The sequence below is a fragment of the Paenibacillus sp. 23TSA30-6 genome, from assembly GCF_014858585.1.
Classification (GTDB): domain Bacteria; phylum Bacillota; class Bacilli; order Paenibacillales; family Paenibacillaceae; genus Paenibacillus.
Genome location: NZ_SLTL01000009.1, coordinates 108846 through 132781, shown reverse-complemented (window position 1 = coordinate 132781; position 23936 = coordinate 108846). Strand labels below are relative to the sequence as shown.

Sequence of the window (23936 nt, the reverse complement as noted above, 5' to 3'; positions counted from 1 at the left end):
CAAACGCCATGGTAGAAGGGTTCGATAAGAATTTCGTTATACATTATGCCTATGGACTTCCAGCGGTTGAACATTGCCCTGAACCCCGGTAAACTAAAGGTAACGAAAGATAAGCCGATATGCGTCGAGGACGCCAGAAATATGAGGAGTTTTGAAACTATGAGTGTACAAGCACCAACATTGGAACGGGCGCAGGATCTACTGCAAAAATTTTATGGCTATCCCGATTTCCGGGAAGGCCAGAAGAAAATTGTCGCCAGTATGCTGGAGGGCAACGATACGCTGGGCATTATGCCGACAGGCGGCGGGAAATCCATATGCTACCAGATTCCTGCGCTACTGCATGATGGGCTGACGATTGTTGTATCACCGCTGATCTCGCTGATGAAGGATCAGGTGGATGCGCTGACCACGATGGGGATTGCGGCTGCCTATATTAATAGTACGCTGAGTGGCCGAGAAGTGAACGACCGCATACGTGCTGCACGGAATGGAGATTTGAAGCTGCTATATGTTGCACCGGAGCGGCTGGAGCTGGACTGGTTTCGCGATGAGATGGCGCAGTTGCCGATTTCCTGCGTTGCGGTCGATGAGGCGCACTGTGTATCCCAGTGGGGACATGATTTCCGCACCAGTTATCTGGCGGTGGCTCCGTTCGTGGATGGGCTGTACGAGCGCCCGATTGTAGCGGCATTTACAGCAACGGCGACACCGCAGGTCATGGACGACATCGTGCGGCTGCTTCGCCTGCGTGAGCCGGAGACATTCGTCACGGGCCTGGGACGGCCAAATTTGGCGTTCAGTGTGCTGCGTGGGGAGGACAAGCGCAGCTTTCTGCTGAATTATGCGCGTGAGCATGACGGCGAATCGGGCATTATTTATGCAGCAACACGCAAGGACGTGGACGATCTGTACCAACGGCTGCGGGATGCGGGAATGGCGGCTGGGCGTTATCATGCCGGGATGACCGATCAGGAACGGGCAGACAGCCAGGAGGGGTTCCTGTACGACGATATTCGTGTCATTGTAGCGACTAACGCCTTCGGCATGGGGATCGACAAATCGAACGTGCGCTACGTCATTCACTACAATATGCCTAAAAATATGGAGGCTTACGTGCAAGAGGCGGGACGCGCAGGACGTGACGGCGATCCGAGTCAATGTATTTTGCTGTTCGGACCGCAGGATATTGTGACCCAGAAATTCCTGATCGAGCAAAATCCGCAGGATGAGGACCGCAAGCGCAACGACTACCGTAAGCTCCAGCAGATGGTTGATTATTGCTACACGACTCGCTGCTTGCGTACGGCACAGCTTGAGTATTTTGGCGAGGCAGAGGAGCATGAAGCTTGCGGCACATGCAGCTCATGTACGGATGAACGGGAACTGGTGGACATGACCATTGATGCGCAAAAGATTTTTTCCTGCATCCATCGCATGCGGGAACGTTTTGGTGTTTCGATGGTAGCCTCGGTATTGAAAGGCTCGCGTAACAAAAAAGTGCTACAGTATGGCTTTGACAGCCTGCCAACCTATGGTGTAATGGGCAATCGGACGGAAAAAGAAATTTCTGAAATTATTAACGTCCTTGTATCGGAAGGTTATCTGCTGCTGTCTGAGGGACAATATCCGGTTGTCCGTTTGCAGCAGCCTGCGGCTGAAGTGCTGAAAGGTCAGCGCGAAGTCATGCAGCGTGTGGTACGACATGCCACAGCTTTTGCAGGTGGGGCAGGCTCACGTGGACGACAGGGACGCGATGCGTACCCAGCGGCAGTCAATGAAACGGTGTTCGAGCAACTGCGCCTGATTCGCCGCGATTTGGCCGCGCAGGAGCATGTGCCGTCCTATATCATTTTTAATGATGCTACGCTGCGTGAGATGAGTGTAGCGAACCCGCAATCTGAGGCGGATATGCTACGAATCAAGGGTGTCGGCGAAGTGAAGTTCCGCAAGTACGGCAAGCTGTTCCTTGATTTTTTTCAAAATCAGGGGAACGCCGGAGGAACGGTGAGTGAAGATGAGATTTATGCGGACGATGTGTACGAGGATTTTGAATAGCTATACTAAAAGATATGAGGCGTCATGCAAACTATAAAAGGTTGTGACCTATGAAAGTCATTTTATCAACGTTAAACGCAAAATATATTCATACCTCGCTGGCGATCCGGTGTCTCAAAGCCTACAGTGAAAAGGACTTTGACATCGAGCTGGCGGAGTATACGATCAAGGACCCTGTGATGAACATCGTATCCGACCTGTTTCAGCGGGGAGCGGATGTCATCGGCTTTTCCTGCTATATCTGGAACATTGAAGAGACGATTAAAGTCATTGATGTGTTGAAAAAGATTATGCCGGAGGTCAAAATCATTCTCGGTGGCCCGGAAGTCTCTTACGATACCGACCATTGGATGAAACGCCTGCCGAATGTAGATTTTATCGTCGTCGGTGAGGGGGAGGAAACCTTTCATCAGTTGCTTCAGGAGCTGGAAGGGAGCCGCAAGTTCCATTTTGTCTATGGACTGGCCTACCGCAAGGGAGAAGAGGTCATTCAGATGCCGGGCCGTCCAAAGGCGGACTTGAACGAGCTGCCGTCACCGTACCGCTTTGCAGAGGATATACCGGAATTAGGCAAACGGGTTGTTTATTTTGAAACCAGTCGGGGGTGCCCGTTCAGTTGCCAGTTCTGTCTGTCCAGTATTGAGGTAGGGGTACGTTATTACGATATTGAGCGCACGAAGTCGGATATTCTGTATCTGATCGACAACGGAGCCAACCTGATCAAGTTCGTGGATCGGACCTTTAACATTAAACGCGATTATGCGCTGGAAATGTTCAAGTTTCTCATTGAAAACCATCGCGGATGTGTCTTCCAGTTTGAGATTACGGCAGATATTATGCGTCCCGAGGTGTTGGATTATTTGGCGGAAAACGCGCCGCCGGGCGTATTCCGCTTTGAAATCGGCGTCCAGTCGACGAATGATCCGACCAATGAGCTGGTCAAGCGTCGCCAGAACTTTGCCAAGCTTTCCCGTACCGTTACGAAGGTCAAGCAAAGCGGCAAGATCGACCAGCATCTCGATTTAATCGCCGGCCTGCCTTTGGAGGATTACAACACGTTCCGTAAAACGTTTAATGACGTTTTTGCGCTCGGCCCGGAAGAGCTTCAGCTCGGCTTCCTCAAAATGCTGCGTGGCACGGGGCTGCGCATCGACGCAGACAAGTACAACTATACGTACATGGATGTTGCGCCTTATGAAATGCTGAGCAATGACGTCCTTTCCTTTGCCGATATCGTTCGGCTCAAACGTTTGGAAGATGTGCTGGAGAAATACTGGAACTCCCATCGTATGGATCATACGGTGAACTATCTGATCGAGCGCGAATTTGCGTCCGCCTTTGATTTCTTTCAGGAGTTCGGAGACTATTGGGAGGGACAAGGCTGGCAAAAAATCGGCCACCAGCTCGAAGACCTGTTCACGCGTCTCCAGTCCTTTCTTGAATCACGCGGAACGAAGCGAATGGATATGGTGCTTGGGCTGATGAAGCTCGACTATTTCCTGAACCATAAATACAAGCCTCGTAAAATCTGGTGGGAACACGCCTTGGAGAAGGACGATTGGTCCAGCTATATGAAAATGGCTCTCCAGCACCCGGATGCGCTGTTGTCACCTGTGGTTGCAGACTTTGTGGCAGATGCGACGCAAACTGCTGCACCTGCTTCTCATGCTACAAATGGCCATTCCGTTTCGGACAGTCCGCAGCCGCAGCCATACCGCGAGGTGATTCCGTCTTTCGCTTCCTTGAAGCTGGGTGAAAAGGAACTGCAAAAGCACGCTGTGCTGGATGTTCTGCCGTTCCGGCTGGATCATATTCTGAGTGGCGGCAGCCCTTTGACCGCTGAAGGCCGAACGTTGCTACTCGTAGTTTACCAGCAAAACGAACAGCAAAAGCCACTGTACTACACCATGCCGATTGGCAAGGAAATTGCAGCGATTTAAGTGGAATTATGAATAGAGAATGTTAGGTGGGAAATCTTACATTTGGGTGCCTGAATAAAAGATTTTCCATATTGGCAATATGGTTTTTCCTGTGATAAACTATAGCCAATAGGTATATACTAAAAAAGAGTAAGGATGCTTCCAACATCCTCACTCTTTGACAACAGCCGCTTATAAGGGCGGTGGCTGTGTTAACAAAGGCGCTTGAAGTAGACCGTTTACCTTTGCTGAGGGCGGTCTACTTCTTTTTGTTGAAGGAAATAATCAAGATCACCAACGTTGCAAACTGAATCATCAACATCAGCGTATCTTTAACCTCCACAGGCATCACCTCCTTTGCAGGAGACTAGCCGACCGCCCATCTAAGCCATTCTGTTGTTAGTTTATAGTATATCATATGGATAGTCTTGCTAAAAAGGACAAAAATGAAAACGCCTGTTTCTAGATTCTAGGTTAACTTGTTCACCAACGATTGTGCAGGATGGACAGAAAAGTTTAACCTATCATTTCGTGAAATCAGAGTGTGGTTTTTGGATAAGCTATTAAGGGTAACTTTATCCTTCTAACAAGAGAAAAGAGAAAATTATTCACCAAGCAACATTTGGTTTAGGCATACGCCATCTTTTAAGCCTTGTTCATACATAATAGATTCAGCCATGCCTTGGAGTAAGGTTGTATTGGTTTCATAGTCGTAAAGTGCTTGTATGTATTCCTTTGGCAAGCAATCATGTAGAATAGAAAAGAGTTGATTACAGTTTTTTATTAAATCTTCGTATTCTGGGGATGTAGCCAACATGGAACTTGCAACATGCTCCATGCGAATAGAAATGAACTGGTTAAGGCCATCTTGTATAGCATTCATTTATCTTCCTCCGTTAAGGTGACATCAAAGTGAAATCATAATTTCATTTTAAAGTGACATCACTATGATGTCAATAGGTAGAGTTAAATGGTTATTTCACAGTGCTATAATAATGAAATCACTATGGTGAGGAGTTTAAACGATGACAACAAATAAAAAAGCGTTCACACTACGATTAAATCCAGAAAATTTTGAGAAAATCAAAATTATAGCTGAGCACGATAAGCGGTCAATCGCAAAACAGATTGAATATTTAATTGAACAACATATTGAAGAATTTGAGAATAAAAAAGCTAAAGAGCTTGAAGAGGAAAAAGCTAAAGAGTTAGAAGATAAAAAAAATGAAGAGCTGGAAAATGAAAGACTGGATAATGAAATAGTTGAAGATAATAATTCTGACTCCGCTAAACAAGAGTAATTCAGGATTGCTTTGCTTTGTAATAGATTAAATAATGCCTAAGGGAGTGCAGTCATGAACTCCATACTAATAAACTCGGCTCAAACCTCCTTTTATACGGATTTAAGACTGTTTTTTGAATCCATAAACAATATTCAAACGAATATAATTTGGTTACTTACCGGGTTAGAATTGAATTGGATGCCGTATGATTTTTTGAATATGTAGAGCAGAATCTGGATTTTGAAGAAAATGGGTATGGAAATACGAAGTTATGGATAACCGGGGAGCACTGATACGCCTTGTACATAGATATGAGCTTCAATTTATTTGGTGAGTGCTCATGGGGGGTTAGAAACATCCCTGCAATCGGTTGTTAGACTAGCTAGCATTGAAAAACTTGATGAAGTTGCAGAACTGTTAATCAATACAGAATATTTTATAACTAGGAATCGGATTTAGAGGGCGCGATAGTTTCTACATGTTCGTTTTGTCGCAATGGCATCTGTCGTTTTTATCCTAAAGGATATATATAAGTTGAATTAGAGAATGTACATAGAAACGAAGTAGGCGGAATGGTGCTGTACAAGCGAAACGGTCGCTTTCAAAGCTTTCCGTAGGAAAGCTCGCTTCAGAAGCATCACCTCCCCGGATTTCTACCTATAAAAGACTTTATTTCAGAAATCCGGGGGCGGTGGCTATGGGAAGCACTATCCGACTGCGCAGTGGCGCACTAGGTAACTTTTAATTCATGTAGGTAAGTAACGCCAGAATGAACATGCCCAACATGAGTCACCTTTACTCCTCTGTTGTTCTCTTCCCCCAAACGTATTTCATTATAAAAAATAGTATTGCCAGTACCATGAGAAGCAATGCGATCTGTAAGCCATAACGATGTATAAGTTCTCCTGCTGTTTGTACATGATCGCCGAAGAAATGTCCGAGCAAAAAGAAGATTAGCGTCCAGATCAAGCCTGTTGAGTAAGAGAACAAAGCATAACGCCTGAAGCTCATTTTATTGATCCCGACAATATAAGGGATGATGTGACGGACAATCGGCAGGAAATAACTGATGCAAATGGTGAAATTGCCATACTTATGTACCAAATTTTCCGAAAGTGTAATGTACTTGTCCATTTTCTTTTTTCGTCGTAAACGATCCAGAACGGTTGTACCCAAGAATCTTCCCAATACATAACCTAAGGACAAGCCCGATATAACCCCTAGATATACGATGAAAAAGGCGAGTAACGGTTGAAGTATTCCCATGCTGGTTACAGCCCCGCCAGTCATCACAATCACTTCGTCTGGAATGGGTAGTCCCACGATCCCGAGCCATAGGGAAAAAAATAGTGCCGCATAGCCATACTGTTCGATGATGGAAATTAAGTATTCAACGTCCATAACGACTCCCCCTATTCATGCTTTCTTTCGGCATACATAGACGAAAGCAGGTGGAATGTTCATGGGCACAAACTTGATTTCCTCAATATCAAACCATTCCCCTAACTGCTGCTTCATTTGCTTGGAATATTGAAAGGCAATAAACATTCCCTGATCCTTGAGCGACAGGTGAATCTGATCTACAATTTGATCCCGCATCGTTTGTGGAAAATTAAAAAATGGCAGCCCGCTTATAATGCAGTCAAGCTGTTCAATTTCGGCATTTTGCATAGCAAGTTGAAGCTCACGGGAGTCGGAATAACAAAGATAATTCGGAAATCTCTTTTTTAAATCTCGTCTCATCGTCTGATCCTTCTCAAAAAGCAGCACCTTGGTTTGTTCCCTTGCAGCAGACGGGATATACTGGGTAATTGCGCCAGTACCAGCACCAAGCTCGGCAACACTATGAATTTCACTCCATGGAATGGATTCGATCATTTTTTTAGCTAGAAATCTGGAGCTTGGTGTTACACTACCCACATAGGCTGGCGAATGCAAAAATTTAAATAAGAACAGAAATCTCTCGTGAATCAAATGACTAATACGGATCATGAACCGTTCCCCTACTTTCGATTTTCTGAATACGTTCGTTTATTCTCTGCTAAGAGTAACAAATTATACCTTTGCTTGCTCCTGTCTGGAGTAGGGTTCATATCCCCGTCCTACGGCGGGGATTTTCCTCGACTATAGTCCAGGGAGCAGTGGGGAAATTATTCAGTTATCATTCAGCGTATCTTCAGGTTGCATTCAGTTTCGATAGAGTTGGTAGTTGAATCTATAAAAAGGTAGTTGCAGGTCTAACAAATCCGCAACTACCTTTTTGTATTTAATTTTACAAAAGATAACCAGTTTCTATCTTGTTACTGTATCTAAATATAACCCTTGAGAAATGAAAAGGTGACTTTACATGGAAATATTTATACAATATAAAACAGTCACAACGATAAAAGGGTAGAAATTTACTTATACACATCTCCACGAGGTCCTATTTTGATGACATAGATCTTAAGGATATGATCTTCAATAGAATATAAAATGCGGTATGAACCCACGGAGACGGTATAAGTTAATATAACCTTGCAATTTAATGCAGGGTAGTAACAAGGGTGAAGCTTTAACGTGAATATCTATTTCAAGCAATGATAAATTTTTAATTTGGAGGAACTATGCCATGACATTGGAAAATCAAGTGAGTCGAAGCAGTAAGGATGAAGCGCGATTTGTCAGAAATAAATTGATTGAATTTAATGCGAAACACATACCTGAGGATATCCGAACCCGGTATGAGGAGATTAATCTTACCCTCAAAAACGACGATGGTCAGGTGATCGGCGGTCTGTTAAGTGTGCTGTGCTGGAACTGGGTGGAGGTTGATATTTTGTGGGTAGATCAGAACTACAGAGGGAAGGGCTATGGTTCACAGTTGCTTGGTGAGATCGAACAAATCGCCAAAGATAAAAAGTGTACCTTTATACAACTCAACACGTTTACTTTTCAAGCCCCCGATTTTTATGAAAAGCATGGGTATGAAGTGATCGGCGTCATTGATGATGCCCCCCGAGGCTTTAAGCACTATTATTATAAGAAAAATATCTAGTGAGGACTCTATATATGCGCGTTCAAATCAAGGAAATCGAAAAACATCATAAAATAATGATTCGTAGTGACGGTGAGGAAAAAGTGTTCGGCTATTAGGCGCGCTTTTAGTTATGTTTATGTACAGGTTCGGCTGAGGTAAAATGGTATACATAGTGATTGATCCGAGAAGAGGTGGCACATGTCTAGTGAAAATAGTAAATCGAAAACGATGGGTGCTTTTCTGAAATCACGCAGAAATCGACTTCAGCCGGAACAGGCAGGAATTAGACGTTCACAGGGGCAGCGAAGAACGCCGGGACTCCGACGGGAAGAAGTCGCTATGCTGGCTGGTGTCAGTGCAACTTATTATACATGGCTGGAACAAGGGAGAGAAGTAACAGCTTCCAAGGAGATTATCGAGAGTATAGGAAAAGCACTACAGTTAACCGATGATGAGAGCGCACATCTGATTCAATTGTGGAATCCCAATGAGACGGTTGCCATTTCGTCCATCCAAACAACGCTGAACCCGCAATGGCAGAATATTATCGAGCAATTGTCCTATCCTTCCTTCATCAGCAATGACAGGGCGGAGGTGCTCGCTTGGAATAGCGCAGCGAATGAGGTCATTATCGATTTTTCTTCCATGCCAGTTTCTGAACGCGTCATGATCCGATTGTTGTTCGTTGATCCGGGGTTACGTCGTCGTATGATTAACTGGGAAGAGTTTGCGTCGTATTCGGTCGCTGTCTATAGAACCTATTATGACAAGTATCGGGGAGATCCTTGGTTTGAGGAAACGGTTGAGCAGTTGCGTGTGGAGAGTACGGAGTTTGACACGATGTGGAAGCTGCACAATATCCAGCTCAAAAAAGTGAATCGCGTTTCTTTTCAAATCCCTGGTGCTGTGGATGTAGTTTCATATGATATTAATTCTCTGGCGAGTATTGCAGACCATCCGGATATGCATATGTGTATCTACACGCCGATTTTGGAAGGGAAAGCTTCATTCAAATAAACAAAAATAACCTGATGCTGACCTTGTGCCTGGTAATCTTGTTACTAGCATAAACATACTGTGGTTGCCTCCTTACAGGTGGATTAGAATGAGTATTGTTCAATTCATCCATTACCCCAAAGAAAAGAGGGAGCCATAATATGCAGAAAAGAAAACTGGGACGCGAAGGGCTGGAGGTGTCGGCTCTGGGTCTGGGCACGATGATGATGCCGAACAACGAGGAGTCGGTACGTACGCTTCAGGGAGCGCTGGATCTGGGTGTGACATTGTTCGATACAGCAGATATTTACGGTGAGGAGTACGCACAGCAACAGTTTGGAGGTAATGAGAAGCTGGTTGGACGGGCACTCAAGGGTCGACGGGATGAGGTTGTGATTGCGACTAAATTCGGGATAACGCACACTCAGGGTCCCAAGGGAGATCCGGCTTATATTAAAAAGTCCGTAGATGCCAGCCTATTTCATCTCGGGATTGATTATATTGACCTGTATTATCAGCATCGGATCGATCCCAATACCCCAATCGAAGAGACCGTTGGAACGATGGCCGATCTGGTCAAGGAAGGAAAAATCCGTTATATTGGCCTGTCGGAAGCGACTGCCGAGCAGATCCGTCGCGCCCATGCGGTGCATCCGATTACCGCGGTGGAAACCGAATACTCTTTGTGGAGCAGAGAAGTGGAAGACGAAGTTCTGCCGCTTCTGAAGGAACTGGGAATCGGCTTTGTGCCGTATAGTCCACTAGGTCGAGGCTTCCTCACGGGCCAGATCAAGAAGTTCGACGATCTGCCAGAGGATGATTATCGCCGTCACTTTCCGCGATTCCAGGGCGAGAATTTCGCCAAAAACCTGGAGGTCGTCACCCTGATCGAAAAGTTCGCAGCCCAAAAAGACTGCACTGCCGCTCAGTTGGGATTGGCATGGCTACTGGCACAGGGGGATCATATCGTCCCGATTCCGGGAACGAAGAGACTGGAAAGAGTGCAGGAAAATCTTGGCGCTCTACAGGTTTCCCTGTCGGAAGCCGAATTTGCGGAGATCGAACGCATCTCGCCAAAAGGCTTTGCCGCAGGTTTCCGCTATCCCGGTGGTCATGTCTAAGAACCTGAATGGGGCTATAACAAACGCAGTGCTACAAGACTCTTTGCTTTGGTACTGTGCAATGGCACCACTGGCAATATGAAGTAGATATTGGCATTACAGTAGAGCTTTTTATGAGACCGTTTCTTTCTGAAGTCGCTGGGTAGTACCAACGGCTTTACGGAAAAACGGTCTTTTTTTTCGATGATGCACCGACACAAAAATTCTGGTTCGGTTTTTAAATTTTGGAGAAATAAGCAGCTATTATACTGGCCAAAGTCACAACTCCGATAACGATGATGGCTGCTGTCGCACTGCCTGTTGCATCGGTGATCATGCCAAGCACGGGAGCAACAACCAAGGCGCCAATGTTCGAAACGGTGACGATAAAGTCGCTGGTTTGATTGGTTGCTTGTGGCTGAGAAAGCTTCGTAGCTCATGTCCAGAAATTCCCGCCGTATAGGTAGGCTGAATTTCAATTTATTTTGAACGTCCAATACATTTTAAGGCATGAATTCTTTGATCCAGTCTATGGTTTGAGTTATTGCGCGATATAAAATAACGCGTTAAAGTTGGAGAATACCATATTTAACCACGCGGTACCGGCTGGAAAGATAGAAGTTATACTACTAAAGAATAGTTATAAAGAAAGGTATGATCGGATTGACCACAGAAGTGACACACAAAATATATACGATGTGCATGATTCAGGACGGAACCAAGGTATTGCTCATCAACAGACCGGATAAAAAAGGCTTTCCGGGTTACATTGCGCCAGGAGGGAAAGTAGAGTTTCCAGAGAGCATTGTCAATGGAGCCATTCGTGAAGTGAAGGAAGAAACCGGACTAACGGTTACGGAGATTGTATTTAAAGGAATTGACGAATATTGCGACCCGAGCCAAGGATTAAGATATATGGTCTTTAACTATTTAGCTACGGCATCTGAAGGAGAATTACTGGAAAATCCTCCTGAGGGAGAACTGCTATGGGTAGATATGAAGGAAGCGCTCGATCTGCCGATGCAGGATTGGTTTAAGCAGAGATTCCCGTTGTTTTTCACTCCCGGGACCTTTGAGGTGAGCCAGGTGTGGATACAGGACACGAATGAAACTTTGGAAGCAACGGTCAAAAACTATGGGGTGTAGAAATGACGACGACCATTTATTTTTCTTCTAACCGGTTGGGGGAGGTAGCAGATGACCAATTGCAGAGGATGCTGGATCGTTTTGATTTGGGTCGCCTGATATCTTCGGGAAAAACGGCAGAAGGTGTCATGGGACAAACTCTCTATATTTCTTCAACGGCTGGACAATTTGTGTTGAAGGGCAACCCGCTTTTTCAAGGGCAATGGGCGGAAGAGCAGTTTATAGTGGAGCAACTACATACAAGGACTCAAATTCCTGTGCCTGCACCGTATCTTGTGGATGAAACCGAGGATATTTTTGGCTGGAGCTATTCTATTATGCCTTGTTTAGACGGTCAGCATATACATACGCCCGAGCTTCAAGCGAGACTGACACCGCCTGATCAACAACAGATGGCTGAAATGCTGGCTATTGTGCTACTGGAGCTTCATAGCTGGAAGGTTGAGGATAGTGGTGAGCTGGATACATCCAGCCTAGCCATTCGTCCTTTTGATGTCTCTTATCGGGTGTGGTTATATGGACGTATCCGTTACTGGCTAGAGGATGCCCGAAAATACTCAGACATTTCCGTGCAGGACATAGCATGGGTAGAGGGCATATTGGAAGGCTCACGCCAAGCATTCGATCAACTGAATACCAACACATTTGTAATGGGAGATTTTAAACCGCAAAATTTCCTTGTTAAAAACGGCGATGGTGGTTGGAAAGTCAGCGGGCTTTTTGATTTTACAACAGCCTATTTTGGGGACGGGGTTGCAGACCTTCCGAAAATAACCATAATGTATCTGGAGAATGGAGAGGAAGAGCTGGCCAGACGTTTTCTTACAGCTTACTTGAAAGGGATGGAAGACAAAAAAGGATTTGTAGAGCGCTTCCGGGTGCATATGCTGTATCAGCAGATTTTAAATTGGGGCTGTGCCAAAGCGATGAAGCAGGTCACTTGGGATGACAAGCTATCTTTTGCAGATTGGGCTCGGAAATTCACGGATATTGAGGGTTATGAACACTAAGCAGAAGAATTGAGATTTTAATATGAGGAAGTGATTGACGTGCAAACAGTCAGATTGGTAAAGCCGGAAAACGTAAGGAAAGAGGCCTATCTTTCTTTTTATGAGGATTGGAAAAAGAGTCAGGAGCTTATGGTACCGTGGGTGATTTCTACAGAACCGTATGATTTTGAAGGTATGCTGACGTTTTTGAGTAATCAGGAAAATGGAATTGGTCTGTCTGAGGGCTGGGTCAAAACCTCAACATACTGGCTGGTGACTGCCACTGAGCAGGTCGTCGGAGCGGTGAACATCAGGCATAATCTTAATGAAAAGCTGTTGAATGCCGGAGGGCACATCGGCTATGGTATCCGTCCTTCCGCACGGGGGAATAGCTACGCGGTTACTATGCTTGCGTTGGCACTGGAAAAAGCAAAAGAGCTGGGGATTTCCAGAGCTTTGGTCGTATGCGACTCCGATAATATTGCCTCCAAAAAGACAATCCTCCGAAACGGGGGCATGCCGGACTGGGATTACGTAGAGGAAGACGGGAAGCGTATGAACCGATTTTGGATAGAACTGTAAGCAGATTATGGCATAAAAAAGGCGAGCCCGTTTTGCTTGATAGCAATGTGGACTCGCCTTTTCGCAGATTACGATGGAGAGGTTTATTTTTGATGCAATACAATAAACCGTTCGTTATCTGTATTGCTGGCTGATGCACTGGCACGCAGTTGGTTATCGCTCGTAACGCTCACAAAAAGATGATTTGTTTGCGATTGCAATGTAATTAATCCGTTAGCCGCTTGGGAAACGATAAATTTCTCTGCATTTCCTGCTGTTGCACTTCCGGCGGTAAGTAGCTGATCATCGCCTACGGATACGTAGGAGCCTGTTCTTTCGGACTTAAAGGTGTACAGCTTGTTGCCTATATACTCCAGCGTAAAGGTTTCCGGCTTTTTAATATTACTTTGATCATCCGTTTTAAAACGGATGCTATGGCACGTTGGTGAGGCGGAAACGAACAGTATGGGTGGTATTATCAACCATATCATGGTGCATGTGCGTAGAAACGCAGCCAAACTCATAGATCCGACGATCACATATAAGCAAGGGATGGAGGATAGCTGAAAAAGCGTTGCGTGTTATAGTGCAGCAATCCCTGAATACCTCAGGAGAATGAGAAAAAGTAACATCCATATAAACCGTATAAAAATGTAGTTCCAAGGTCGCAAAAGCCTTCGAAGCGGATATGTTTTTAATTCTTAATTGATATTGATAATTATTATCACTTATAATAGAAGCAGACATATCACGATAAGATAGGGAGAGTTGCAGAGTGACAGAGTCCTTGGAATTATATGATGTAACGATAATCGGCGGTGGTCCTGCCGGTATGTATACCGCATTTTACAGTGGAATGAGGGATATGAAGACCAAGCTGATCGAAGCCAAGCATGAGTTGGGCGGACGGATGCGCATTTACCCGGAGAAGATGATTTGGGATGTTGGAGGTGTCACGCCGATATTATGTGAAAAGCTGATCGATCAGCTAGAGCAGCAGGCGCGGACATTCGAGCCTACGATTGTGCTGGGACAGCAGATCACAGGTTTGGATCGGCAAGAGGATGGAACGTTCCTGCTGACCTCTGCGACAGGGGAACAGCATTGGACACGTACGATAGTTCTGGCAGTAGGCTATGGCATTCTCAAAATGGCCAAGCTGGAGATTGAAGGCGCTGACCGCTATGAGGTTACGAACTTGCATTATACTGTGCAAGAATTGGAGCCGTTCCGAGGCAAGCATGTCCTGATTTCTGGCGGAGGCGACTCGGCTGTGGATTGGGCGAATGAGCTGGAGCCTATTGCCGCGAGTGTGACGGTAGTCCATCGTCGAGAGCATTTTGGCGGACATGAGAAAAATATAGTTCGCATGAAAGCGTCTTCTGTCCAAGTCCTGACACCTTACGCGGTGAGCCAGCTACATAGTAACAATGGCGAGACGATTGAACAGGTGACGATCAGCCATATAGAGACGGGTGAAACACAGATATTGAACGTCGATGCAATCATTGTGAATCATGGTCTGAAATCCGACTTCGGCCCGCTTCGGGATTGGGGACTGGATATGGGTGAGTGGCACGCCAGAGTGAGTGAGAAGCTGGAAACGAATCTGCCGGGAATTTTTGCCGCAGGCGATTTTGTGGAGTACGGAAGCAAGCTGTATCTGATTGCAGGTACATTCACGGATGCTGCTCTTGCACTGAATAGCGCCAAGCTGTACATTGATCCCGCAGCAGATAAAGTGGCCTATGTATCTTCCCACAACAGCCGTTTCAAGGAGAAAAACCGCGAGCTTGGTGTCGTGGAGTAAGATGCGAAAATAAGTTTAATAGGATAGGGATAGGGTAGGCAAAATGCAAAAGAACTTCTGTGACTACTATTAGAGTGGTTTTGGAAGTTCTTTTTTTGCATGCCCACTGACTTTTCATCCAGAGGTTGGATGCCATCAATGATATAGAATAAAATAAAGATGGCCTGTCCATTTCGGCCTTATTATAGTATTTTGAATAGAGAAATAAGGAGCGTGAAAAAATGAGTATACGAGAGGAACTTGAACGGTTAGCTATTCGTCTGCCTGATGATACATTGGAAGCTTTGCATGTACATAACAAGGAGCAGAGTATACGGGAGTTTCAGTTTCGACTCTTGAGTGGACAAGAGCTTGTCGGGGTCATGGAGTGGGTGGCGCAGTTCGAGGTGCTTAAACCAATTGTCAGCGAATTGGATTCGTTGATTCCCTATTTGGATGATGAGGATATGTATGTACAGGAACGAGATGTACCCTTTTGGGACATCACGGGTATGAGCCAGCAACCGATCGATTAAAAGAAGTGGTGGAGCACGGAATGCCGAATGGGAAGCTGGCAGCCCGCAAGGCGCTTTCGATGATCCGTAGCAAGCAAATGAATAAGCAAAAGAACAAGGATTAGAAATTAAAATAGCCTGTCATGGAATACAAGGGCGGGAGCGGAAGGTGACTTATGGAGAATCGAACAGAGCAACAGGAAGCTATTTTAGCAGATATTATTCAAAAGGCAGAACCCTTTGTACAGCAGCAGTTGGAGCATGACCATAGTGGTCACGATTGGTGGCATATTGACCGGGTGAGAAAGCTGTCTCTCGTAATTGCAGCTAAAGAGGGCGCAGATTCGTTTGTTTGTGAACTGGCAGCGCTACTGCATGATGTAGCGGATGAAAAATTAAACGACTCCAAACAAGCGGGGCTGGATAAAGTGGAGCACTGGCTGCGTCTGCATGTAAGCGATTCGGGCGTGATTACGCATGTGATGACCATTATCGCTACAATGTCCTACAACGGTGGGCAAAATCCGCCTATGAATACGCTGGAAGGTCAGGTTGTGCAGGATGCAGATCGGTTGGATGCACTTGGAGCGATTGGCATTGCGAGGACTTTTATGTATGCAGGCTCAAAAGGCAGTATGATGCATCACCCGGAAAAGGATTTTTCACAGCATGCTTATCGTGCTACGGGGAAAAGTGCTATATATCATTTTTATGAAAAGCTGTTAAAGCTCAAGGATTTAATGAATACCGCGTATGCCAAGGAGTTGGCGGCTGTCCGGCATCAATGGATGGAGATGTATTTGGAGCAGTTTTACAGAGAGTGGAATGTGGATGATAAATAAGGTATTTCAATAAGGCTGTTTCCTCTAACCGAGTGTATCGGAGGGGAAGCGGCCTTTCTTTTTTTATAAATGTCATATTGATATTATTGAAAATGTATGCTATTTTAGTGTTAATAACAAATTGATAATAACAAAATAATAAAAACTATAACGAAGGCGAGGCATCTGCCATGTTCGGATTTAATTTTGTAAAATTTCAGCCCAGTGAGTATGTGATGAAGGTGAGAAACGGGAAAGTAGTTCGGGAAGGGGTGGGATTATCCTTTTATTATTACGCTCCAACAACCTCGGTCGTCGTCGCTCCTGTATCTTCTATTGATGTGCCGTTCATATTTGAGGAAATGACCCATGATTTTCAGGCGGTGACTGTGCAGGGGCAACTAACCTATCGGATTGTGGATTACCGGAGAACGACGCAGATTTTGAATTATACGTATGATTTGAAGACCAAACGCTACATTTCGGATGATCCGGGCAAGCTGGCCCAACGGGTGATTAACATTGCCAAGGTGCTCACCAAAAAATATCTGGAGCGTATCCCGCTCAAAGAGGCTGTTCAATCCAGTGAACGTTTGGCCCAAAGCATGACGAAGGATATCGCTCAGCATGCGGAAATCGAAAAGCTCGGCATTGAGGTTATGGGCCTGTCGATTTTGGCGATTTTGCCGAATAAAGAAACGATGAGAGCATTGGAGGCACAGGCGAGGGAGGAAATTCTTCGCAATGCGGATCACGCCCTGTATGAGCGTCGGAATGCTTCCATTGAGCAAGAGCGGCGTGTGAAGGAGAACGAGCTGAATACCGAAATTGCAGTAGAGACGAAAAAGAAGCAAATCCGCGAAACCCAGCTCGATGCCGAACGTTCAGTAAAGCAGAAGCAAAGCGAGATGAAGGAGGAGCAACTGCGTTTTGACACGGCTTTGGAGGAGAAAAAACGTGAGCTGATTGAGCTGACCGTGACGAATAAAAAGGCGGAAGCCGATGCCAAAGCCTATGAGCTGACAGCAGTCATGAAATCGTTGCAGGATGTCGAGCCGAACGTGCTTCAGGCTATGGCGAACATGGATATGAGTCCGGATAAGCTGATTGCCATTGCATTCCAGGAGCTTGCAGAAAATGCAGGGAAAATCGGTCAGTTAAATATTACACCGGATTTGTTGCAAGGTCTGATGTCGGGTCGGGAATAGGCGCGGAAGGAACAAGAGGATCGGGAGGAAGAGTGCGATGAGCAGTCGGATGACAGAGCACAAGATCATTTTGGTGAAGCGTAAAACACGTCTGGAGGAACTGATTGTCCGGTATAACACGGTGCAGCAGGCCCGGTTTTTTATAGAACGGCTGGGCGCGGATTTCAGTGATTATGTGCTGGAGGATGAAAATTACCGCAGAGCGGTAGCAACGGCAACTTCGGAGCTGACAGCCTTGGGGCGGGTTCAGATTGTGGAGCGGGAGCATGTGCCCAACTTTATTTTTGGTGAGCAGGATACAGTGGTGGTGCTGGGTCAGGACGGGCTGGTGGCTAACACGTTAAAATACTTGACCGAGCAGCCGTTGATCGGTGTGAATCCAGATCCATTGCGTTGGGACGGGGTACTGCTGCCGTTTACGGTATCGGATTTGCGCTGGGTTGTGCCAGATGTGTTCGTGCGCAGACGTCCGATCAAGGAGGTTACGCTGGCTAAGGCCCAACTCAATGATGGTCAGTCGTTGTATGCTGTGAACGATTTGTTCATCGGACGCAAAACTCATGTTTCTGCAAGATATGAGCTGAGGCTGGAGGATCAGGTAGAGCAGCAGTCATCCAGCGGCATCATCGTGTCGACGGGGCTGGGCGCGACAGGCTGGCTGACCAGCGTGCTTGCCGGGGCAGCGGGAATTGTCGGTAGCGCTACGCAGCGTCCGATTTCGCTGACTCCAGATCATCTGGTGTCGGGCGCAGCCTTCCGTTCAGAAGCAGCGGCAGAAGGACGAAAACGGAGCCGGGGAAGCAACGGGCGCGACCATAGCAGTGACAATGACTATAATCATGACAACCGCGCAACATGGAGTTCGCCATCACTATATTTTACGGTGAGAGAACCATTCCCGAGCCGGACGACCGCTACGGATCTTGTGTTTGGCCAGGTGGCAGCCGGAAAGCCGCTGCGGATTGCTTCGCAGATGCCGGAACATGGAGTGATTTTCAGCGATGGAGTGGAAAGCGACTTTCTGGAGTTTAATGCCGGGATTGAGGCGACCATTGGTCCGGCAGAGAAAAAAGGACATCTGGTCGTGTAGAGGTTTGCACAGGGCGGCAATGGGGAATTATGAGTAAGGTACACATCAATCAGATGAAGTTAAAAAGGAGGAATCAATATGAGCGACCACACTCAAGACGAAGCGAAAATCCGCAACAAGAAGAACGAGGACGGAGATTCCTTGATGGAGAAAAATAAGCTGGAAAACGGCGTAGATATCGAGCCGGAGGCTGACGAATGGATTGCGAAGCCTTCACCTGTGTCCTACGATGATACGAAATCCTCTTCGAACCAATAAGGCTCTTGCGAACAAAGAGAGCAGACATGCAAAGACAGATGATCCTTAATCGGGTCATCTGTCTTTTTGGCATGCATTTATTGTGGCATAGGAGAATTGAAATTAGTTGAATCTGGAATATACCTTCCATACCAGTTCACGGCGGCTGCTTACATCGGTTTTCAAGAAAATCGCTTTCAGATGATCTTGCACCGTGTAGGCTGAAATATGAAGTGCGCTTGCCAGCTCTCGGGTCGATAAGCCTTGAACAATGAGCCGGACAATTTGTCTTTCCCGCTCGGACCATGCATACATCTCGGCCATAAGCGGAAGCATTTCAGAGGCTTTAGCAGGTTCAAACCATACAGCAAGTTGATGCTCACCATTACTTCCCTGCCCGCCTTGGAGGAGAGTGGCTCTGAGTGTTACCCACGGTGTTCCTGCATCTGCGGCGGGAATACATAGTTTGGCTGGTGATGCGGAAGTAGTGAAAGCTCCCGGAAGGGCTGTGGATAGTGCCCGAAAGCATACCGCCCGAACGGGCGCGGGGAGGCTACTTTCGTCGATACCTTCCTGCTGCCGAAGCAAATTTAACCACTGGTCTGCCGTTGGATTGGTGGAAATCGGCTCCAGCTTGCCGGAAAGCACCAGAACCCCTGGCTCCATATCATTTTCCATAATTATACCGGGGTCTGGAGATAAGCCCACACTAGCCTGACGCAAATGGTAGGCTATGGACGGCGCTAAGGCTTCAAGAAGCTGCTGGTCCTCTTCACTAAATACCGGCTTTGTATGATGGCGAAATAACGTAAGGAATCCCCAGCAGCTTCCTTTGTACATTAAAGGAATACGTAGCTCATCCCCGAATCCGGCAGGCTGCAAAACATCCCTGTACCGTGCGCTCCGACCCGGTTCACCTTCCGTGGCTCCGTTGAGAGACGCTATGGACTGCCCCTCCCGTACTAACTGGTCGTATTTCATTACATCATTGTGCAGATATTCGTATTCTAATAGCTTGTAATGAATATCACCCACGCCAGATTCGGTAAATGCACCTGTGGAAAGCAGCGTATGCGGATCTACCGAGGTACAGCATGCCGCATCGAATGAAACCTGAGTACGCAAACGGTCGATGAGCGTATGTTTGTACGCCTGGGATGAAGGAGCTTTTTCTCCCAGTCGAATGATTTGCTGTCGAGCATCCTTTAGCTGTGCCAATGGTGTGTATTGTGCGTTCATAGATTGCTCCTATCGTAAAAAGCTGGAGTTTCGCCAAAGTGTATCGAAGTAAATCCCACATCTGTGGGATGGTGGATATACGTGTGGTTGTTATAATTGAGAATAATTCTTAATTAAATCAACAATATACGAATGCTAGGGGAAGATCAAGGCTAAATGTAAGGCCAGTCGCATCTTTTCCAGCTATTCGAATTTTGGAGGAACGATATATGGAATATAGCAGCAGTAAGCCAAACGATCCTATGGACGCTCATCACACAGGCAACAGTCATCATACAAGCGCTGAACATACGATTCCTAACCAGTCTATGAGCTGGAACGATCCGAATGTACGCAAGTACCCGGACACGATTGCTTTAAAAATACCAGGATATGCTCATTTGTATGAGATGACTGACCGCTTGATAACCGCACAGCTTGAGGCTCAGGCCCGCACGCAGGCCGCAGATCCGAATGTACTAATCATCGGGGCTGGCGGTGGTCAGGAGCTGATCACGCTCGGAGGACAACATTCGGCATGGTCTTTTACGGCAGTTGATCCATCCGAACGCATGCTGGATTTGGCACGTCAGCGTGTGGCGCAAGCGGGTATAAGGTCAAAAATATCTTTTGTCACAGGTACGTTGGGAGAGCTTAACGGAGAACTACTCCAAGAACAGCCCATTGAGCAGTCTGGAAAACAGACCGAGGAAGTACACGCGGAGCTGAATTATGATGCGGCCACCTGCCTGCTGGTGCTTCATTTTCTTCACAGCTTGGAGAGCAAACGGGCACTGCTACAGCAGATATCCGCTCGTCTCAAACCGGGCGCGCCTTTTTGCCTGGCCTCCATCAATGGAAATCCACAGGAGCCTGCTTTTGCCATTCAAATGCAGGCGTGGAAAAGCCATATGCTGGATCAGGGCATTCCTCTGGAGGATTGGGAGCGATTCGCTGCTTCCATTGGACGTGAGTCCGACCCGGTGTCCAATACGGCAATACAGGAAATGCTGGTGGATGCAGGCTTTACCCATATCACCCGGTATTTTGGTGCTTTTTTAGTGAATGCCTGGTTTGCGGTTAAAGGAGGAGAATCTACTCATGACAAAGGATAATATCATCATCATTGGCGGATACGGTCATGTCGGAAAAATTTTATGCACAGAACTAAGTGAAATGTTTCCAGGCAAGGTGTTTGCCGCAGGACGCAGTATGGAACGTGCCACTGAATTCAGCAAGCAATCGGGTGGTAAGGTGCTGCCTTTACAGCTTAATATTCATGAGCCGATAGCCCCGTCGATTTTAAAGCAGGCCAAGATCGTTATCATGTGTCTGGATCAGGAAAATACAGGCTTGGTACGTGCCTGCCTTCAGCATGGGGTGCATTATATGGATATTACTGCGAATGCAGCCTTCTTGAGTCAGGTCGAGCGGTATCATCAGGAAGCACGGGCTTATCAGGCTACTGCCCTGCTAAGTGTGGGGTTGGCCCCCGGACTGACGAATCTGTTGGCGCTGCAAGCGACGCAGCTTATGGATCAGACAGATGAGTTGAACATATCTCTGATGCTGGGCTTGGGAGACAAGCACGGTCAGGCTGCCATTGAATGGACAGTGGATCAGATTCATACGGATTTGGAGGTTATGGAACAGGGGCGCCCGGTGATTCGAAAAAGCTTTAGCGACGGGCGAGTGGCAGATTTCGGCGCAGGTGTGGGACGCCATCGCGCATATCGTTTTCCTTTTTCCGATCAGCAGACACTTCCACATACGCTCGGGATTCCTACGGTCAGCACTCGTCTGTGTTTCGATTCGCGGTTGACTACCCGCCTTCTGGCAGGGCTTCGGACCACAGGAATATCGGGTCTGCTCCGACGGCCGTCCGTGCGTAATGCAGTAGTTCGCAGCTTTAGCAAGCTGCATCTGGGAGGGAATGCGGTGGCGGTCAAGGTAGACGCGCGAGGAACCCTCCATGGCAAGGAAACGAAAGTCGAATGCCAACTAAGGGGACATCATCAGTCTGATTTAACCGCCAAGGCAGCTGTCTTTGCAGCGCTGGCGCTATACCGTTCTGAGCTTCCTCATGGTGTATTTCACATGGAGCAGTGTTTTTCGTGGAATCGCATGCGGGAATGGCTGGGGCAGCAGGTAGCCGTAGATATTCAGGTGAATGGACAGCATGTATAGAAGTCATATTTTCTGACCCAAGAGGGACTTATGTCATCCAAGCTTATTCGGCAACTCATGCGGATGGGTCTTGGATTTCTTTTCCTATTGGATTACACTAGTACGAAGTACATACTTTTGAAAAGAATTGAGTCATGTTGGTAGTTTTAGATGGAACACGATGATACAGACAGCCCTGCCAGTAAATGGAGGTGAGCTAACATGACCTCGAGTCTATCCACGCAGGAGATTGCTGAGGTCGAAAGCAGTAAGTCAAAACGAAGGAAGGGGAGAAATGGCGTGAAGGTGGAACAGGATTTGGAAGAAATCAAAGATAGATTGACCCAGATTGAGGCGAAGCTGGAACGAGGGTCGACTTCCGGAAGAATACTGAAAACCATGCTTATCATTTTCTTGTCTATTTTTTTCTTGCTTTTGGTAATCGGAGTTGTTCAATTTGTTTCGAATTCATCGGTATAACGAACCGGAAGAAGGGAGCTCGTGATGTCCATAGAAGCGATTATTTTTGATCTGGATAATACGCTGATTCATCGCAAACAGGCGTTTGCGGTATATACGGAGCGTTTTGTGGAACGATTCATTGTGGCGGAAGACCCGGCGAGCCAGGCAGCTGTCACCGAACACATACGCTTGGCGGATCAGGATGGATACCGGGACAAAAGGGAGCTGTATACGGAGCTGCATGCAGATTTGGAACTGAAAAATCCAGACACAACGGTACAGGAAATGCTGGGCTTTTGGTATGGTGAATTTCATAAGTTTACGGTACTGATGGACGGGGCCAAGGAAGTGCTGTCCGAACTGCGGTCGCGGGGCTTGAAGCTTGGCATTATCACCAGTGGCTCACTCCGCACGCAACAAGCAAAGATCAACCGTGTGATGCTGAAGGATTATTTTGATTCCATTATCGTCTCGGGAGGCGTCCACGTCGAGAAGCCTAATCCTCGCATATTCGAGTTGGCGTTAAATGAGCTTGGGATAACAGACCCAGGCAACGTCTGGTATGTAGGCGCATCATCCGACAAATGATATTCGCGGTGCCCAAAGCGCGGGTTTGCATACGATCTGGCTGGAGGGCTTTATGCCGTGGCAGGAAACGGGTATTGTACCGGATTACAGGATTGGCAGTTTGCGCGAAATCATTGGTTGGCTGGAGGATGTCAGCTATTCCGGCAATATAGAGGAGGGAGCATCATGAGTAAGGTACAGACGGATCAGACTAGCCCCATCTTATTATCGTTTCTGGAGCAATTCCAGACAGAACGGTTTACGATTCGCGCTCCACAGTGGGGTGATGGGGCAATGGTCAATGAAGCGATGCGGGAGAGTGTGGAGGAATTGCGTCCTTGGTTGCCTTTTGCAAGAAATCTTCCTACGCCGGAGGAATCTGAAATCCGCTCACGCCAAGCCAGACTTCAATTTCTGGACCGGTCTGACATGATGTTGTACGTATTTGAGACGGCATCGGGAGCTTTTGTAGCCAGCAGTGGCTTGCACCGTATCGACTGGGCTGCACGCAGGTTTGAAATCGGGTACTGGCTTAGAACCATCTTGCACAGGGAAAGGCATGATAACAGAGGCTGTACACGGTATCACGGATTTTGCCATACAGCATTTGGAGGCGAATCGACTCGAGATTCGTTGTGATTCCAGAAATACACGCAGCGCCAAGGTAGCAGAACGGGCAGGTTTTACGCTGGAGGGTATTTTGCGGAATGTCGAGTATGATGAAGAGGGAACACTGGCCAGCCAAATGATTTTTGCCAAGGTACGCGGTATTGAATTTTAGCATTTTAGCAT

At 46.8% G+C, this 23936-nt stretch carries 25 protein-coding genes and 2 pseudogenes; 21 read left to right on the top strand and 6 right to left on the bottom strand.

Annotated features, from left to right (window positions below; all coding sequences use genetic code 11):
* Positions 1 to 159: 159 nt before the first annotated feature.
* Both recQ and E0698_RS10740 read left to right on the top strand, forming a co-directional pair.
* A complete protein-coding gene (gene recQ, locus E0698_RS10745; protein WP_192511530.1) occupies positions 160 to 2058 on the top strand; it encodes a DNA helicase RecQ in 1899 nt (632 codons plus the stop codon).
* Positions 2059 to 2108: 50 nt separating this feature from the next.
* On the top strand, positions 2109 to 3998 hold the full coding sequence (locus tag E0698_RS10740) for a B12-binding domain-containing radical SAM protein (protein WP_192511529.1): 1890 nt from the start codon (positions 2109 to 2111) through the stop codon (positions 3996 to 3998).
* Positions 3999 to 4236: 238 nt separating this feature from the next.
* On the opposite strand, the gene E0698_RS27640 is transcribed toward E0698_RS10740, so the two are convergent.
* Both E0698_RS27640 and E0698_RS10735 read right to left on the bottom strand, forming a co-directional pair.
* A complete protein-coding gene (locus tag E0698_RS27640) occupies positions 4237 to 4326 on the bottom strand; it encodes a putative holin-like toxin (RefSeq protein ID WP_007429455.1) in 90 nt (29 codons plus the stop codon).
* Between the two features lie 255 nt (positions 4327 to 4581).
* Positions 4582 to 4860, bottom strand: coding sequence for a hypothetical protein (locus tag E0698_RS10735; protein WP_192511528.1), 279 nt, complete (start codon positions 4858 to 4860; stop codon positions 4582 to 4584).
* A gap of 142 nt (positions 4861 to 5002) precedes the next feature.
* Here E0698_RS10735 and E0698_RS26755 point away from each other — a divergent pair, with 142 nt between their 5' ends.
* Positions 5003 to 5278: a hypothetical protein gene (locus E0698_RS26755; RefSeq protein ID WP_238353946.1), complete on the top strand. Its 276-nt coding sequence runs from the start codon at positions 5003 to 5005 to the stop codon at positions 5276 to 5278.
* A gap of 777 nt (positions 5279 to 6055) precedes the next feature.
* Here E0698_RS26755 and E0698_RS10725 read toward each other — a convergent pair.
* Both E0698_RS10725 and E0698_RS10720 read right to left on the bottom strand, forming a co-directional pair.
* Positions 6056 to 6661, bottom strand: coding sequence for a DedA family protein (locus tag E0698_RS10725; RefSeq protein WP_192511527.1), 606 nt, complete (start codon positions 6659 to 6661; stop codon positions 6056 to 6058).
* A 15-nt stretch (positions 6662 to 6676) separates the two neighbouring features.
* The gene (locus E0698_RS10720; protein WP_149094601.1) at positions 6677 to 7252 is read right to left on the bottom strand and encodes a class I SAM-dependent methyltransferase; all 576 of its coding nucleotides are present in this window, start codon (positions 7250 to 7252) and stop codon (positions 6677 to 6679) included.
* A gap of 619 nt (positions 7253 to 7871) precedes the next feature.
* On the opposite strand from E0698_RS10720, the gene E0698_RS10715 reads away from it, so the two are divergent.
* The 6 genes from E0698_RS10715 to E0698_RS10690 all read left to right on the top strand — a co-directional run bounded on the left by E0698_RS10715 (position 7872) and on the right by E0698_RS10690 (position 13092).
* Entirely contained in the window at positions 7872 to 8297 is a 426-nt protein-coding gene (locus E0698_RS10715) for a GNAT family N-acetyltransferase (protein WP_192511526.1), read from the top strand.
* 180 nt (positions 8298 to 8477) lie between these two features.
* The gene (locus E0698_RS10710) at positions 8478 to 9296 is read left to right on the top strand and encodes a helix-turn-helix transcriptional regulator (RefSeq protein WP_149094603.1); all 819 of its coding nucleotides are present in this window, start codon (positions 8478 to 8480) and stop codon (positions 9294 to 9296) included.
* A 140-nt stretch (positions 9297 to 9436) separates the two neighbouring features.
* Complete coding sequence (locus E0698_RS10705; RefSeq protein ID WP_149094604.1) at positions 9437 to 10396, top strand: aldo/keto reductase; 960 nt, start codon at positions 9437 to 9439, stop codon at positions 10394 to 10396.
* A gap of 633 nt (positions 10397 to 11029) precedes the next feature.
* Positions 11030 to 11521, top strand: coding sequence for an 8-oxo-dGTP diphosphatase (locus E0698_RS10700; RefSeq protein ID WP_192511525.1), 492 nt, complete (start codon positions 11030 to 11032; stop codon positions 11519 to 11521).
* A 2-nt stretch (positions 11522 to 11523) separates the two neighbouring features.
* On the top strand, positions 11524 to 12531 hold the full coding sequence (locus E0698_RS10695) for a phosphotransferase family protein (RefSeq protein WP_192511524.1): 1008 nt from the start codon (positions 11524 to 11526) through the stop codon (positions 12529 to 12531).
* 39 nt (positions 12532 to 12570) lie between these two features.
* The gene (locus tag E0698_RS10690; protein ID WP_134910611.1) at positions 12571 to 13092 is read left to right on the top strand and encodes a GNAT family N-acetyltransferase; all 522 of its coding nucleotides are present in this window, start codon (positions 12571 to 12573) and stop codon (positions 13090 to 13092) included.
* 83 nt (positions 13093 to 13175) lie between these two features.
* On the opposite strand, the gene E0698_RS10685 is transcribed toward E0698_RS10690, so the two are convergent.
* Entirely contained in the window at positions 13176 to 13562 is a 387-nt protein-coding gene (locus E0698_RS10685; RefSeq protein WP_192511523.1) for a fascin domain-containing protein, read from the bottom strand.
* A 284-nt stretch (positions 13563 to 13846) separates the two neighbouring features.
* Here E0698_RS10685 and E0698_RS10680 point away from each other — a divergent pair, with 284 nt between their 5' ends.
* The 7 genes and pseudogenes from E0698_RS10680 (at position 13847) to E0698_RS10655 (ending at position 18752) form a co-directional block, all read left to right on the top strand.
* Complete coding sequence (locus tag E0698_RS10680; protein ID WP_192511522.1) at positions 13847 to 14881, top strand: FAD-dependent oxidoreductase; 1035 nt, start codon at positions 13847 to 13849, stop codon at positions 14879 to 14881.
* A gap of 221 nt (positions 14882 to 15102) precedes the next feature.
* Positions 15103 to 15396, top strand: a complete 294-nt coding sequence (locus tag E0698_RS10675) for a hypothetical protein (RefSeq protein WP_238353945.1) — start codon at positions 15103 to 15105, stop codon at positions 15394 to 15396.
* Positions 15357 to 15500, top strand: coding sequence for a LacI family transcriptional regulator (locus E0698_RS26750; RefSeq protein ID WP_238353944.1), 144 nt, complete (start codon positions 15357 to 15359; stop codon positions 15498 to 15500). Before E0698_RS10675 ends, E0698_RS26750 begins: the two co-directional genes overlap by 40 nt.
* 51 nt (positions 15501 to 15551) lie before the next feature.
* On the top strand, positions 15552 to 16217 hold the full coding sequence (locus tag E0698_RS10670; protein ID WP_192511521.1) for an HD domain-containing protein: 666 nt from the start codon (positions 15552 to 15554) through the stop codon (positions 16215 to 16217).
* 170 nt (positions 16218 to 16387) lie between these two features.
* A pseudogene (locus E0698_RS10665) lies at positions 16388 to 17445 on the top strand (SPFH domain-containing protein).
* On the top strand, positions 17442 to 18494 hold the full coding sequence (locus tag E0698_RS10660) for a sugar kinase (RefSeq protein WP_192511519.1): 1053 nt from the start codon (positions 17442 to 17444) through the stop codon (positions 18492 to 18494). The pseudogene E0698_RS10665 and the gene E0698_RS10660 overlap by 4 nt, the downstream one beginning before the upstream one ends.
* Before the next feature lie 78 nt (positions 18495 to 18572).
* A complete protein-coding gene (locus tag E0698_RS10655) occupies positions 18573 to 18752 on the top strand; it encodes a hypothetical protein (protein ID WP_025682442.1) in 180 nt (59 codons plus the stop codon).
* A 102-nt stretch (positions 18753 to 18854) separates the two neighbouring features.
* On the opposite strand, the gene E0698_RS10650 is transcribed toward E0698_RS10655, so the two are convergent.
* Positions 18855 to 19970 carry a LuxR C-terminal-related transcriptional regulator gene (locus E0698_RS10650; protein ID WP_192511518.1) on the bottom strand — a complete coding sequence of 372 codons (1116 nt, stop codon included), beginning with the start codon at positions 19968 to 19970 and terminating at the stop codon, positions 18855 to 18857.
* Positions 19971 to 20278: 308 nt separating this feature from the next.
* On the opposite strand from E0698_RS10650, the gene E0698_RS10645 reads away from it, so the two are divergent.
* The 5 genes and pseudogenes from E0698_RS10645 (at position 20279) to E0698_RS10625 (ending at position 23925) form a co-directional block, all read left to right on the top strand.
* The gene (locus E0698_RS10645) at positions 20279 to 21064 is read left to right on the top strand and encodes a class I SAM-dependent methyltransferase (protein WP_189338263.1); all 786 of its coding nucleotides are present in this window, start codon (positions 20279 to 20281) and stop codon (positions 21062 to 21064) included.
* On the top strand, positions 21051 to 22136 hold the full coding sequence (locus E0698_RS10640) for a saccharopine dehydrogenase family protein (protein ID WP_192511517.1): 1086 nt from the start codon (positions 21051 to 21053) through the stop codon (positions 22134 to 22136). Before E0698_RS10645 ends, E0698_RS10640 begins: the two co-directional genes overlap by 14 nt.
* 201 nt (positions 22137 to 22337) lie before the next feature.
* Positions 22338 to 22595 (top strand): hypothetical protein, encoded by a 258-nt coding sequence (locus tag E0698_RS10635; RefSeq protein ID WP_202894861.1) that lies wholly within the window; start codon positions 22338 to 22340, stop codon positions 22593 to 22595.
* Between the two features lie 24 nt (positions 22596 to 22619).
* On the top strand, positions 22620 to 23165 hold the full coding sequence (locus tag E0698_RS10630; protein WP_238353943.1) for an HAD family hydrolase: 546 nt from the start codon (positions 22620 to 22622) through the stop codon (positions 23163 to 23165).
* Between the two features lie 165 nt (positions 23166 to 23330).
* A pseudogene (locus E0698_RS10625) lies at positions 23331 to 23925 on the top strand (GNAT family N-acetyltransferase).
* Positions 23926 to 23936 lie beyond the last annotated feature (11 nt).